The sequence below is a fragment of the Pseudomonas sp. B707 genome (assembly GCF_022496685.1).
GTDB classification, from domain to species: Bacteria; Pseudomonadota; Gammaproteobacteria; order Pseudomonadales; family Pseudomonadaceae; genus Aquipseudomonas; species Aquipseudomonas paraglycinae.
Genome location: NZ_WTVE01000031.1, coordinates 133,126 through 146,472, shown reverse-complemented (window position 1 = coordinate 146,472; position 13,347 = coordinate 133,126). Strand labels below are relative to the sequence as shown.

At 60.9% G+C, this 13,347-nt stretch carries 14 protein-coding genes; 7 read left to right on the top strand and 7 right to left on the bottom strand.

Annotated features, from left to right (window positions below):
- Positions 1-58 precede the first annotated feature (58 nt).
- Both ung and GQX66_RS19650 read left to right on the top strand, forming a co-directional pair.
- Complete coding sequence (gene ung, locus GQX66_RS19655; protein WP_085605867.1) at positions 59-754, top strand: uracil-DNA glycosylase; 696 nt, start codon at positions 59-61, stop codon at positions 752-754.
- Positions 755-913: 159 nt separating this feature from the next.
- A complete protein-coding gene (locus GQX66_RS19650) occupies positions 914-1,351 on the top strand; it encodes a hypothetical protein (protein ID WP_240870603.1) in 438 nt (145 codons plus the stop codon).
- 66 nt (positions 1,352-1,417) lie between these two features.
- On the opposite strand, the gene GQX66_RS19645 is transcribed toward GQX66_RS19650, so the two are convergent.
- From GQX66_RS19645 to GQX66_RS19630, 4 genes are read right to left on the bottom strand one after another with little or no spacing between them, the layout of a single operon-like run.
- Complete coding sequence (locus tag GQX66_RS19645) at positions 1,418-2,458, bottom strand: AbrB family transcriptional regulator (protein ID WP_240870601.1); 1,041 nt, start codon at positions 2,456-2,458, stop codon at positions 1,418-1,420.
- Positions 2,451-3,965, bottom strand: a complete 1,515-nt coding sequence (locus tag GQX66_RS19640) for a tripartite tricarboxylate transporter permease (RefSeq protein WP_085747226.1) — start codon at positions 3,963-3,965, stop codon at positions 2,451-2,453. The genes GQX66_RS19645 and GQX66_RS19640 overlap by 8 nt, the downstream gene beginning before the upstream one ends.
- Before the next feature lies 1 nt (position 3,966).
- Complete coding sequence (locus GQX66_RS19635; RefSeq protein ID WP_102685961.1) at positions 3,967-4,425, bottom strand: tripartite tricarboxylate transporter TctB family protein; 459 nt, start codon at positions 4,423-4,425, stop codon at positions 3,967-3,969.
- A 56-nt stretch (positions 4,426-4,481) separates the two neighbouring features.
- Positions 4,482-5,459 carry a tripartite tricarboxylate transporter substrate binding protein gene (locus tag GQX66_RS19630; protein WP_011332896.1) on the bottom strand — a complete coding sequence of 326 codons (978 nt, stop codon included), beginning with the start codon at positions 5,457-5,459 and terminating at the stop codon, positions 4,482-4,484.
- A gap of 450 nt (positions 5,460-5,909) precedes the next feature.
- Here GQX66_RS19630 and GQX66_RS19625 point away from each other — a divergent pair, with 450 nt between their 5' ends.
- Together GQX66_RS19625 and GQX66_RS19620 are read left to right on the top strand one after the other, a co-directional pair.
- A complete protein-coding gene (locus tag GQX66_RS19625; protein WP_007957980.1) occupies positions 5,910-6,581 on the top strand; it encodes a response regulator in 672 nt (223 codons plus the stop codon).
- Positions 6,574-7,959: a sensor histidine kinase gene (locus GQX66_RS19620; protein ID WP_011332897.1), complete on the top strand. Its 1,386-nt coding sequence runs from the start codon at positions 6,574-6,576 to the stop codon at positions 7,957-7,959. The genes GQX66_RS19625 and GQX66_RS19620 overlap by 8 nt, the downstream gene beginning before the upstream one ends.
- On the opposite strand, the gene GQX66_RS19615 is transcribed toward GQX66_RS19620, so the two are convergent.
- Together GQX66_RS19615 and GQX66_RS19610 are read right to left on the bottom strand one after the other, a co-directional pair.
- Positions 7,960-8,781 (bottom strand): HDOD domain-containing protein, encoded by an 822-nt coding sequence (locus GQX66_RS19615; RefSeq protein WP_039772686.1) that lies wholly within the window; start codon positions 8,779-8,781, stop codon positions 7,960-7,962.
- Positions 8,782-8,816: 35 nt separating this feature from the next.
- On the bottom strand, positions 8,817-9,758 hold the full coding sequence (locus tag GQX66_RS19610; protein WP_085747225.1) for a folate-binding protein YgfZ: 942 nt from the start codon (positions 9,756-9,758) through the stop codon (positions 8,817-8,819).
- 149 nt (positions 9,759-9,907) lie between these two features.
- Between GQX66_RS19610 and GQX66_RS19605 the strand changes: the two genes are divergently transcribed.
- Both GQX66_RS19605 and GQX66_RS19600 read left to right on the top strand, forming a co-directional pair.
- Entirely contained in the window at positions 9,908-10,162 is a 255-nt protein-coding gene (locus GQX66_RS19605; protein WP_007957989.1) for a succinate dehydrogenase assembly factor 2, read from the top strand.
- Complete coding sequence (locus GQX66_RS19600; protein WP_236191961.1) at positions 10,146-10,598, top strand: protein YgfX; 453 nt, start codon at positions 10,146-10,148, stop codon at positions 10,596-10,598. Before GQX66_RS19605 ends, GQX66_RS19600 begins: the two co-directional genes overlap by 17 nt.
- On the opposite strand, the gene nadB is transcribed toward GQX66_RS19600, so the two are convergent.
- Positions 10,567-12,183: an L-aspartate oxidase gene (gene nadB, locus GQX66_RS19595; RefSeq protein WP_129972861.1), complete on the bottom strand. Its 1,617-nt coding sequence runs from the start codon at positions 12,181-12,183 to the stop codon at positions 10,567-10,569. The genes GQX66_RS19600 and nadB overlap by 32 nt on opposite strands.
- Positions 12,184-12,741: 558 nt before the next feature.
- Here nadB and rpoE point away from each other — a divergent pair.
- Positions 12,742-13,323 (top strand): RNA polymerase sigma factor RpoE, encoded by a 582-nt coding sequence (gene rpoE / locus GQX66_RS19590; RefSeq protein WP_003172477.1) that lies wholly within the window; start codon positions 12,742-12,744, stop codon positions 13,321-13,323.
- Positions 13,324-13,347 lie beyond the last annotated feature (24 nt).

Below are 13,347 nucleotides of genomic sequence, written 5' to 3'. Positions count from 1 at the left end.
TTGACAAGCGTGGTCGGCTTTCCTAGGGTTCGCCCCATTGTTTTTGCCGGGTATGACCATGACTGCTGACGACCGTATCAAACTCGAACCGAGCTGGAAGGAGGCACTGCGTGCCGAATTCGACCAGCCCTACATGGCAGAGTTGCGCACTTTTCTGCAGCAGGAGCGGGCGGCCGGCAAGGAAATCTATCCGCCGGGCCCGATGATCTTCAATGCGCTGAACTCGACGCCGCTGGACAAGGTGAAAGTGGTCATCCTCGGCCAGGATCCGTACCACGGCCCGGGCCAGGCCCACGGCTTGTGCTTCTCGGTGCAACCGGGCGTGCCGGCGCCGCCGTCGCTGGTCAACATCTATAAAGAGCTGAAGCGCGACCTGAACATCGACATCCCCAACCACGGCTACTTGCAGAGCTGGGCCGATCAGGGCGTGTTGATGCTCAACACCACCATGACCGTCGAACGCGCCAATGCCAACGCGCACAAGGACAAGGGCTGGCAGTTCTTTACGGACCGGATCATTGAGGTGGTCAGCCAGCAGCAACCGCATCTGGTGTTCATGCTTTGGGGCGCTCATGCGCAGAGCAAACAGAAGCTGATCGACGCCACCAAACATCTAGTGCTGACGTCGGTACATCCGTCGCCGCTGTCGGCCTATCGTGGCTTTCTCGGTTGCGGGCACTTCAGCCGCACCAACAAATTCCTGGAGCAGAACGGCGAAGCGCCGATCGAGTGGCGCCTGCCGTCGGTTGTTTAATTAATCTTCTGAAGTCTCTCGGGTGGTGAGAGCCGCCCGTCGGATTGCTTCATCGACCTGTTATTTCTGACAGTAGATATAAAAGCGAAACCCGCGTTTAGTTATGCAGTCGGCGTCCACAGTCGAGTGCGCTGGTAAACATTGGAGCGGGAGATCGTCATGACAGATTTGAGAATCAAGAATGTAAAGTCCTTTCCGAAGGCGTCGGGAAGTCTTTTTGCAAGAACTACGCGGTTTGATCAAGATGACCCACGAAACGTTATCGACACTCAAGATGTTTTTCTCCACGATGACGACAACTATTTCGCTGCAGGTGGTCGTATCGATATCGATAGATATTTTACGTCGCTTATTTTTAAGCTTCCAAAAGGCCTCGCGAGTGGCAAGCACGCTCTCGGGCCCGGCAGTATTGACGTAGATTTCTTCGTTGATGTGGGTGATGGCGAAGAGCACTACCGAGCGATTAGTGGAGAGATCACGCTCACTGAAGTCGTCGAAGGTACCCGTTATAAAGCCTCGGAGTTTCGATTGACAGGCCGCATCGGCGCGTCTGGTAAAACGGTAGAAGTGATGATGGGGAAATTCGATATTTCCTGATTGGGCTAAGAATACGCTTCAAGTCATGCTTCTCCGGTCTTGAAGCGTATTGGGCGTCTACATGACTTACGGACATTCCCCGTTTCTATTCCAATACTTGAACAACGGTTCCGCCAGAAACAACACGAACAACAACCGCATCACCTGCATCGCCGTCACCAGCGGCACCGACAGTTGCAGGGTTTCCGCCGTCAGGCTCATCTCGGCGATCCCGCCGGGCATCATGCCCAGGGTCAGCGATCGCAGATCCAGATGGGTCAGTGCACTCAGCCCCAATGCCGCAAGTGTCGCGATCAACATGGTCAGCGCCGTGCCGATCAACGTGCGTCCCATGAACGATGGTGCGCGGCGGAAGAACTGCCGGTTGAAGTGGCAACCCAGGCCGCTACCGATCAACCACTGGCCAATCTGACTGCCGCCATTGGGCAGACCGATGTGCAGATCCCAGCCGATGCTCACCGCCGCGCTGACCAGCAGCGGGCCGAACAGCCATGGGTTGGGTTGACGCAGGCGTTGCCAGAGCCAGGCGAGCATGCCGCCCGCCGGAAAAAGAATCGCCAGCCAGCGCCAATCGACGCTGCCGGCGTGTGAAATCGGTGTGCCGTCACCCAGCAGATACTTGAACGCCGCCGGAACACACAACACCACCACCAGCACCCGTAGACTCTGCCCGGCCGCGACATGGCTGAGCAGCGCGCCGTTGCGGGCGCCGAGGTTGACCATCTCGCCGGAGCCGCCGGGCATGCTGGAGAAAAATGCCGTGGCGCGATCCTCGCCGGTGCGGCGCATCAGCCACACGCCGACCACCGCCGAGAGGCTGGTGACCAGTGCGCCGAAGAAGATCAGGCCGAAGTGGCCGAGTACCTGCTCCATCACCAGCGGGGTGAAGTGCAGGCCGATACCGATGCCGACGATCCACTGGCCGCACTTGCGGCCGCCAGGGATTTCTGTCAATTGCCACGGGGTCAGGCAGCGCACCAGGATGATCGCCAGCAACGAGCCGACCATCCACGGCAGCGGCCAGCCGATCTGGCTGGCGATGAAACCGCCAAGCAGACCGACCAGCGGGGTTCCCCACCAGGTTTTGAGGGAGAGCCGATCAGACATCGGCAACGGCGCGTTGCGCGGCCGAGCGTTTGCGCCAGATGCGCAGCAGCGGCATCAGCAACATGATCGCGGTCAGCACCCAGACGCCGAAGGTGATCGGGCTCGACCAGAGAATCTCCAGCGCACCGTTGGAAATCGACAGCGCCCGGCGCAGGTTCTGCTCCATCAGGCCGCCGAGGATGAACCCCAGCAGCACTGGCGACAGCGGGAAGTCCAGTTTGCGCAGGATGTAGCCGAAGATGCCGATGCCGACCATCAGGAACAGATCGAACGTGGTCGCGTGCACGGCGTAGACGCCGATCCCGGTAATGATCGCGATCACCGGCACCAGGGCCCAGTTCGGCACGGCGAGGATGCGGGTGAAGATGCGGATCATCGGGATGTTCAGGATCACCAGCATGATGTTGGCGATGAAGAGCGAGGCGATCAGGCCCCAGACGATGTCCGGCTGTTGCTGGAACAGCAGCGGGCCGGGAGTGATGTTGTACAGCGACAGGGCGCCGATCATCACCGCCGTGGTGCCCGAACCCGGAACGCCGAGGGTCAGCATCGGCACCAGCGCGCCGCAAGCGGAGGCACCGATGGCGGTTTCCGGTGCGGCGAGGCCGCGGGCGTCGCCCTGACCAAACTTGCCGCTGGCACCGGCGATGCGTTTCTCGGTCATGTAGGCCACGGCGCTGGCGAGGGTCGCACCGGCACCCGGCAACACGCCCATGATGAAACCGAGCAGGCCGCAACGGATGTTCACCACGAACACCGACGCCGCTTCCTTGAAGTTGAACATCATCCGTCCGGTGGCTTTCACCGCTTCCTGGCCGCGATGGGTTTTCTCCAGCAGCAGAAGGATTTCGCTGATCGAGAACAGGCCCAGCACCAGCACCACAAACTGAATGCCGTCAGTCAGGTGAATGTTGTCGCCGGTAAAACGGTACACACCGCTGTTGGCGTCGATGCCGACGCTGGAAAGGAACAGACCGATCAACGCCGCGATAAAGGTTTTCACCGGTCGGTCACCGGCCATGCCGCCGAGACAGACAATCGCGAACACCATCAACACGAAGTATTCCGCCGGCCCGAAGGCAATCGCCCATTTCGCCAGTAGCGGGGCGAACAGCACCATGCCGCAGGTGGCGATGAAGGCGCCGATGAACGAACTCCACGCCGACAACGACAACGCCACACCGGCCAGGCCTTTGCGGGCCATCGGGTAACCGTCGAGGGTGGTCATCACGGTGGAGGCTTCGCCCGGAATGTTCAGCAGGATCGAGCTGATCCGGCCGCCGTATTCGCAGCCCAGATACACCGCCGCCAACAGAATCAATGCCGATTCCGGCGGCAGGCCGAGGGCGAACGCGATCGGGATCAGCAACGCCACGCCATTGATCGGGCCCAGGCCCGGCAACAAGCCGACCACGGTGCCGATCAGTGTGCCGGTCAGGGCCGTGACCAGGTTGTACGGACTCAGCGCGACGCCGAAGCCCTGACCCAAATAACCGAGAGTATCCATATCAGTTCTCCAGAACGTCGAGCAGGCCGAGGGGCAGCGGAACGTCCATCACGCGGTCGAACAACACGTACAAACCAATCGCCATCAGCGTCGTGACAATGACGCTGGGCACCCAGCGCCCGCCGTACAGGCGCGCCATCGGGATGCCGATCAGAATGCTGCTGAGGATGAAGCCCAGCGGTTCGAACAAGCCGGCGAACACCAGCAGCAAGGCGACGCAGATTGCGATCTTGGTCAGGGTTTCGCGATCCAGCGGCGGCTCGTCATCGCTGTGTTTGATCGGCGCCGGGCGAAACACCATGTACAGCAGCGCCAGGCTCATCAGGCCCAACATCAACAGAGGGAATGCCCGAGGACCGACCGGTTCGTAGGAAAAAGCCGCCTGATACGGCCACGCCATCAGCGCCAGGCCGGCGCAGGCCAGCAACAGCACTGAGGCAAAAATGCGTTGAATAAGCATGAGGGAACTCCTGCCATGGCCCCGGCGAGAGGGCCATGGACGCTAGACAGAGACGATCACTGAATCAGGCCGAACTCTTTGGCCAGCACCTTGTAGTCCGCCACCTGTTTCTTGACGTAGGTGTCCAGCTCGGGACCGGTCATGGCGAACGGGAAGAGTTCACGCTGATCACGCAGCTTGGCGAAGTCTTCCGAGGCCAGCAGTTTGTCGAAGGAGTCTTTCCACCAGGCGTAGTCTTCATCGCTGACTTTCGGCCCGAGGTAGAAACCGCGCACCACCGGCCAGACGATGTCGTAGCCTTGCTCGCGCGCGGTAGGAATGTCCTTCATTTCCGGCTCGTCCAGGCGTTTCTCGGCAAACACGGCCAGCAGGCGCATGTCACCGCTCTGAATGTGCGGCATGGAGTCGGAAATGTCGGTACTACCGACCTGGATATGACCGCCAAGCAGGGCGGTGGCGATCTCGCCGCCCCCTTCGAGGGCGACGTAGCGCAGGTCGCGCGGGTTGATCCCGGCGGCTTTGGCGATCAGCGCAGTCTGCATCCAGTCCTGGCTGCCGACGGTACCGCCGGAGCCAATGACCACGGAACTCGGATCTTTCTTCAGCGCCTGCACGAGATCATCGAGGGTTTTGTAGGGCGAATCGCTTTTCACCGCGATGGCGCCGTAGCTGGTGCCGACCGCTGCCAGCCAGCGCACGTTGGTTTCATCGAACCGACCGAACTTGCCCTGAGCCAGGTTGAGCAGCGAGCCGCTGGACCACGCCACCAGCGTGCCGGCATCGGCGGGACGCTGCGCCACGACGGCGTTGTACGCCACCGCGCCGACACCGCCGGGCATGTAGGTCACGCGCATCGGTTTGGTCAGCAGTTTTTCGTTGACCAGCGCGCTTTGCGCCAGTTTGCAGGTCAGGTCGAAACCGCCGCCGGGGGAGGCGGGGGCGATGCATTCCGGACGTTTAGGTTCGGCCATCAGTTGGCCGGCGAACAGCACGCAACCGGCGGCGAGAGCGAAACGGCGCAGGGATCGGTTCATGAGTGTCTCCACGGGAGTTGTTGTTTTTGGGGATGTTTCAGGTGCGGCGGTTTCGCGCGCGCAGGCTAACAGGCTCAGACCCGGATGGGTTGAACGCCGCGCAGCCGACGATGGCGCTGACAAGCGAAAACGGGGAAATTCGAGAGGAAGAATGAAACGGGTCAACCTGAAGCTGTGTGGACAGCATGGTGCAGTACCTCGTTATTGTTCTTATTGGCGAAAACGCATCGAGGCGTTTTTCGAGAGCTACGTTTTGAAGCTACGGTGCAAGTACAGGCAAAACGGCGAAGGTCGGCAGTTGGGACCTTCGGTGAAACGACTCTAACGGCCCAACCTTTCGCTAACCTTTCAGTATTCTTTCGCGTGTTTTCGGGCTTCACAGTGGCGGTTGCGGCTGTAAACTCCGCCGCAAAGAATGGCGTCGGCCATCCCTGAATGAGGTAGAGATCCATGCGTGTCCTGCTCGTCGAAGACCATTTGCCGCTGGCCGAAAGCGTCGCCCAGGCGCTCAAGAGCACCGGTCTGACCGTGGACGTCTTGCACGATGGCGTGGCTGCCGATCTGGCCCTGGGCAGCGAGGAATACGCGGTGGCGATCCTCGATGTCGGCCTGCCGCGCATGGACGGTTTTGAAGTGCTGGCGCGCCTGCGGGCCCGGGGCAAGAACCTGCCGGTGCTGATGCTGACGGCTCGCAGCGACGTCAAGGATCGGGTTCATGGGCTCAATCTTGGGGCCGACGATTATCTGGCCAAACCGTTCGAACTCACCGAACTCGAAGCGCGGGTCAAGGCGTTGCTGCGCCGAAGTGTTTTGGGCGGCGAACGCCAGCAGCGTTGCGGTGTGCTGGCCTATGACCTCGACACTCGGCGCTTCACCCTCGGCGATGAATTGCTGACGCTGACCTCTCGCGAACAGGCCGTGCTTGAAGCGCTGATTGCCCGTCCGGGTCGGGTGATGAGCAAGGAGCAACTGGCTGCGCAGGTGTTCGGTCTCGACGAAGAGGCCAGCCCGGATGCCATCGAAATCTACGTGCACCGCCTGCGCAAGAAACTCGACGGCCATTCAGTGGCCATCGTGACTTTCCGCGGTCTGGGTTATCTGCTGGAAAGCCGCGATGCATAAGCCCAGCAGCCTGCGCTGGCGGTTGCTGTGGAACCTCGCGCTGTTGCTGGTGGTGTTGATGCTCGCCAGCGGATTGAGCGCGTACTGGAATGGTCGCGAAGCTGCCGACACCGCCTACGACCGCACGCTGCTGGCGTCGGCTCGGACCATCGCCGCCGGTCTGTCGCAGCGCGATGGCAGTCTCAGTGCCGACGTGCCTTATGTGGCGCTGGATACCTTTGCCTACGACAGTGCGGGGCGCATCTATTACCAGGTCAACGACATCAACCAGAAGTTGATTTCCGGCTATGAAAATCTGCCGGGCCCGCCGCCAGGCACCCCGAGAACCGACAGCTATCCCGCCCTCGCGCGCTTTTACGACGCGAAATATCAGGGGCAGAACGTACGTGTGGTGAGTCTGCTCAAGGCAGTGAGCGAGCCGAACATGAACGGCATGGCGGAAATCCGCGTCGCCGAAACCGACGAGGCGCGTGTCAGCATGGCTCGTAGTCTGGCGGCCGACACCTTGCTGCGGCTCGGGATGCTGGCGATTGGCGCGTTGTTGCTGGTGTGGTTTGCGGTGAGTGCGGCGCTGCGGCCGATCGAGCGTTTGCGCACGGCAGTGGAAGAGCGTCAGCCCGATGACCTGCGGCCGTTGCCGCTGGTCGAGGTGCAACACGAGTTGTGGCCGCTGGTGCGGGCGCTCAATCACTTTACCGAACGCCTGCGCGGGCAATTCGAGCGGCAGGCGCAATTCATCGCCGATGCGGCCCATGAACTGCGCACGCCACTGGCGGCGCTCAAGGCGCGACTTGAACTGGGCTTGCGCTCAAACGAGCCGCAGACCTGGCGCGACACGCTGGAGTCCTCGGCGCAAAGCACGGATCGCCTGACCCATCTGGCCAACCAGTTGTTGTCGCTGGCGCGGGTGGAAAACGGCGCCCGGGCGATCGCCGAGGGCGGGGCGCAGTTGCTCGATCTGAGTCAGTTGGCGCGGGAACTGGGCATGGCCATGGCACCGCTGGCTCATGCTCGCGGCGTTGCCTTGGCGCTGGAAGCGGACGAGCCGGTCTGGCTGCGTGGCGAACCGACATTGCTCAACGAGTTGCTGAGCAATCTGGTGGACAACGCGCTGGCGCACACGCCGCCGGGCGGCAACGTGATTCTGCGGGTCACGGCGCCGGCGGTGCTGGAGGTTGAAGACGATGGGCCGGGCATTCCGCTGGAAGAGCGGGATCGGGTGTTCGAACGTTTTTACCGGCGCAACCAGCAGGTGGCCGGTTCCGGGCTGGGGTTGGCGATTGTCGGGGAAATCTGCCGCGCGCATCTGGCGCAGATCAGTCTGCACGATGGCGAGCAGGCAGGTTTGAAAGTGCGGGTGAGTTTTGTCGCCGGTTGATCAGTAGAACATCGACCGCGATTCTTCCAGATCGGCGCACAGCGCCTTGTTTTCCGGATCGATGCCAAGCTTGCGGAATGCCGGCACGCTGAACGGATCGATGCGGGCCAGCGGATGGTCGGTGTCCTTGTGGCAATACAGGCTGGCCACTTGCACGATGTCGACGTAATCGATCTGCTGCGATTCGCGCTTGAGGTCCTGATACAGCCCCGGCAGCTCCACCAGACGCTCCGGAAACTCCCAGACCCGCAGCAGCTTGTCGCCGAGCAACGGATGAATGTGGTCGATCACATGGTTGAGGCTGACCGGATCGGACAGCAATTCGTAGTGGTCTTCGGCATAGGTCAGGATCGGCAGCACGCCGATCTGATGAACCAGTCCACCGAGCGCGGCCTGATCGGGCTTGAGCTGGGTGTAACGGCGGCACAGGGCGTAGCTGACGCCGGCGATTTCCAGACTCTTGCGCCAGACTTCGCGCATCTTCTGTTCGACCACATCCGAGCGGGCGTGGAAGATCTGCTCCATCACCAGGCCGATCGCCAGGTTGCTGCTGTAATTGACGCCAAGCCGGGTGATGGCGGTGTGCAGGTCGGTAACTTCCTGGGTCGCGCGCAGCAGCGGGCTGTTGACCACTTTGATCAGGCGCGCCGACAGCGCCGTGTCGCGGCCGATCACTTTGCTCAGGTCGCTGACGCTGATGTCCGGATCTTCAGCGGCCTTGCGAATCTGCAAGGCCACTTCCGGTAACGTTGGCAGAACCAGGTCATCGTTATCGATGGCCTCAACCAAATCCTGTTGGACCTTATCCGCCAGCTCACTCATGTCGTTTCTCTAGGGTGTTGCAACAAATGCTGCGATCAGCGCTGGATTTCGCGGTCGCGATCCAGTTCGTAAGGCAGGTCGAGCAAGTGCAGCGCCGGACCTTCGGCCGTGCCCAGATGCAAATCGCCTGCGTCGGCAGCTTCGGCCTGCAACACCGCCAGCAGTTCAATATTCTTTTCGGCACGGGCGGCCAGCACCACTTCGCCGATGGAGCTGCCGTGGCTCGGGGCGAACAGCGGGGTGCCCGGCTCCGGCAATTCACTGGCGTCCAGTTGCACGCGGTACAGGCGACGCTTGAGCTTGCCCAGATACTGCATGCGCGCGACGATTTCCTGGCCGGTGTAGCAGCCTTTCTTGAAGCTCACGCCGCCGACGGCTTGCAGGTTGAGCATCTGCGGGATGAACAGCTCGCGGGTGCTCGGCATGACCTGGCCGATACCGGCGCGGATCTGGCCCAGCAGCCACTGATTGAGTTCGCCTTCGATCAATTGTGCGGACAGCTTGCCTTTGATGCCGTCGGCCTGATCGGCAGGCACCCAGAGTTCGGCACGGTTCGGGGAGACGCGAATCGCGATCAGCCCTTCGTGGCGAGCCACGCTGTCGGTATTCGCCGGCAGTTCCAGACCCAGGCTGCTCAGGGCAGCATCGCCATGATCCAGACCGAAGCGCACCCAGGAGGCGCTTTCGTCGGTCAGTTTCGATTTGGAGAACACCGCGTACTTTTTCAGATCCGCCAGTTGCGGCTCCAGCAGCTCGCCGGCCATCGCCAGCAATACGCCGTCGCCTTCCAGCACGATGCGGAAACTCGACTGCATCCGGCCTTTCTGCGTGCAGCGGGCACCGAGGCTGGCCTGGGTATCACTCAGGTAATTGATGTTGCAGGTCAGCTGGCCTTGCAGGAATTTGCCGGCATCCGCGCCGCGAACCGCGAGAACGCCTTCATGAGAGAGGGTGCAGAAAAAAGCAGAATCGGCCATGGGTCATCGCAGGGTAAATAGACTGGGGCACATCATAAGGGGGTGGTGTTGAAATGGGTAGTTGATAAAGGATCGGTGGTGCCCGACCAAAGCCGACTGTTCGGCCCGCTTCGGGCCTGTATACTTGCGGCCTATTTGAGGAGGGCTCCATGGTCGAACAAGTTGAACTGAATCGCCTCTTTTGGCACAGCCGTCGCGGCATGCTTGAGCTTGACGTGTTGCTGGTGCCGTTCGTGAAAGAGGTCTACGCCAATCTGAACGAGGTGGATCGCGCGCTGTATGTCCGCCTGCTCGAGTGCGAGGATCAGGACATGTTCGGCTGGTTCATGGAGCGCAGCGAATCGGAAGATCCCGAACTGCAACGCATGGTTCGCATGATTCTGGATCGTGTCCAGCCCAAGTAACACGTTTGAATGCCGCTGGCATGCCTCACGGCAGTTGCTGGCGGCGTATCTTCTGGCCCAGGCATTCGCGCTGGGTTCTCTGTTTCTGTTATCGATTCCATTCTGGGTCGGGTCGCTCGGGGTTTTCGCGTGTCTCGCCCATGCTGCCTGGGTGTTGCCGCGGCACATCCTGCTGAGTCATCCCAAGGCATTCTGCGGATTGCGCCGGGACGCCGATGGCTGGCAACTGTGGAACCGGGCCGATGGCTGGCAAGCGGTGCAATTGCGCCCGGACAGTCTGGCGCTGCCACTGATCGTGGTGCTGCGCTTTCGATTGCGCGGTGAGTGGCGGGTCAGGTCGATCTGCGTGCCCCGGGATTCGCAGGCGGCGGATCTGCACCGACGCCTGCGGGTACGCCTCAAGTTCAGCCGACGTAGGTGGGCGGCACCAGAATAGTGTCGAGTGCTTCGGGCAGCAGGTCCGGGTAGTCGAGGGTGTAATGCAGGCCACGGCTTTCCTTGCGCTCCATGGCCGAGCGGATCATCAGTTCCGCTACCTGCGCCAGGTTGCGCAACTCGATCAGGTCACGGCTGACTTTATAGTTGCTGTAGAACTCGTCGATTTCGTCCAGCAGCAAACGCACGCGATGCTGGGCCCGTTGCAGGCGCTTGTTGGTGCGCACGATGCCCACGTAGTCCCACATGAAGCGCCGCAATTCGTCCCAGTTGTGGGCGATTATCACGTCTTCATCGGAGTCGGTCACCTGGCTGGCGTCCCAGGCGGGCAGGGCGCGCGGGATCGCGACGTCGGGCAGTTGCTCGAGAATGTCCGCCGCCGCCGATCGGGCGTAGACGAAGCATTCGAGCAGCGAGTTGCTGGCCATGCGGTTGGCGCCGTGCAGGCCGGTGAAGCTGGTTTCGCCGATGGCGTACAAACCGGGCACGTCGGTGCGGCCCTGTTGATCGACCATCACGCCGCCGCAGGTGTAATGCGCCGCCGGCACGACCGGGATCGGTTGCTTGGTGATGTCGATGCCGAATCCTAGGCAGCGCTCGTAGACGGTCGGGAAGTGCGATTTGATGAAGGCTTCGGGTTTGTGGCTGATGTCGAGGTAGACGCAATCGACACCCAGACGCTTCATTTCATGGTCGATGGCGCGGGCGACGATGTCCCGTGGCGCCAGTTCTGCACGTGAGTCGAAGCGCTGCATGAAGCGTTCGCCGTTCGGCAGCTTCAAATGGGCGCCTTCACCGCGCAGGGCTTCGGTTACCAGAAAGCTCTTGGCTTGCGGGTGATAAAGGCAGGTGGGGTGGAACTGGTTGAACTCCAGGTTCGCCACCCGGCAGCCCGAGCGCCAGGCCATGGCGATGCCGTCACCACAGGCACCGTCGGGGTTGCTTGTATATAGATAGACTTTGGCGGCGCCGCCGGATGCCAGGATCACGAAGCGTGCACCGAAGGTATCGACTTCCCCGGTTTTGCGGTTGAGCACGTAGGCGCCCAGGCAGCGTTCGCCTTCCAGCCCCAGCCGACGCTCGGTGATCAGATCGACCGCTACCCGCTGTTCGAGCAATTCGATGTTCGGCCGTTCTTTGGCCTGGGCCAGCAGGGTCGTGAAGATCGCAGCGCCAGTGGCATCGGCGGCATGGATGATCCGTCGATGGCTGTGGCCGCCTTCGCGGGTGAGGTGGAATTCAAAGCCGCCATCTTCTGTGCCGGACTGATCGTCACGAGTGAAGGGCACGCCCTGGTCGATCAGCCACTGGATCGCTTCCTTGCTGTGCTCGACGGTGAAACGCACGGCGTCTTCATGGCACAGGCCGCCGCCGGCATTCAGGGTGTCATCGACGTGGGATTCGACGGTGTCGGTATCATCCAGCACGGCCGCGACGCCACCCTGGGCCCAATAGGTCGAGCCGTTGGCGAGGTCGCCTTTGCTCAGTACGGCGATGCGCAAGTGACCGGGCAGGGTCAGCGCGAGACTCAAACCGGCAGCGCCGCTGCCAATCACCAGAACATCGTGTTGAAACTGTTGGCTCATTTCAGGATTCCGCTCAAAGCGACCCGGGTCGGGGTTGGCGCAGGACAGGCGGATGGGCGAGTCGAGACAGCCACACAGCCCACTAGTATATAGAGGGGTGGGGCGGCACAATAGCCGGGCCGATATGGCATTGTGAAACTACCGTGACGGAGAAATACCGACGCTTTGTCGGATGTTTTTTTCAGCGGTTTTGGGAAAAAGCGACTGTATCGCAGATGAAACACGCTTTTTCCGCTCACGGTTGCACAATGTCGGCGCGGCACGTCTATAAATATTTGGAACTTTTGCCAGAGGCTCAAGATCAATAGACAGTTGCCCGAAACAAGGGACAGTGTCGGCTTCAATGCAGAACCTGCGATTGGGTTCTTGCCGGCGAGCCGATGACAAGATTATTCGCGCAGCTGGTTCATCCCGCGCTGCGTTTTTCGTGCGTGCCAAATCAGAGCCCGCAGGAAACTTGCTTGGAGGGGGAGAACTTTTGCGAAAAGCCCGAGTCTATGTTTGCAAGTCCGGTCGTTTGGTCATGCAAGCCTCCTCCGAGTTTATCGAGGAGTGTTCATGCTAACCCAGGAAGAGGATCAGCAGCTGGTCGAACGCGTTCAGCGTGGCGACAAGCGAGCTTTCGATCTGTTGGTGCTGAAGTATCAGCACAAAATTCTCGGGTTGATCGTGCGTTTTGTGCACGACACCCATGAAGCCCAGGACGTCGCACAAGAAGCCTTTATCAAGGCGTATCGAGCGCTTGGAAATTTCCGCGGCGACAGTGCGTTTTATACGTGGCTGTACCGCATCGCCATTAACACGGCGAAGAACTATCTGGTTTCACGCGGCCGTCGGCCGCCGGATAGCGATGTAAGTTCCGAGGATGCAGAGTTCTACGATGGCGATCACGGCCTGAAAGATCTCGAGTCTCCTGAACGTGCATTGCTGCGGGATGAGATCGAAGGCACCGTCCATCGAACCATTCAGCAACTGCCAGAGGATTTGCGCACGGCGTTAACTTTGCGCGAATTCGATGGTCTGAGTTACGAGGACATTGCGAGCGTCATGCAATGTCCGGTTGGTACCGTGCGCTCCCGGATTTTCCGCGCCCGGGAGGCCATCGATAAAGCCCTGCAACCGTTGTTGCAGGAAAACTAAAGACAGCGGCGACAGCCAAGAGAG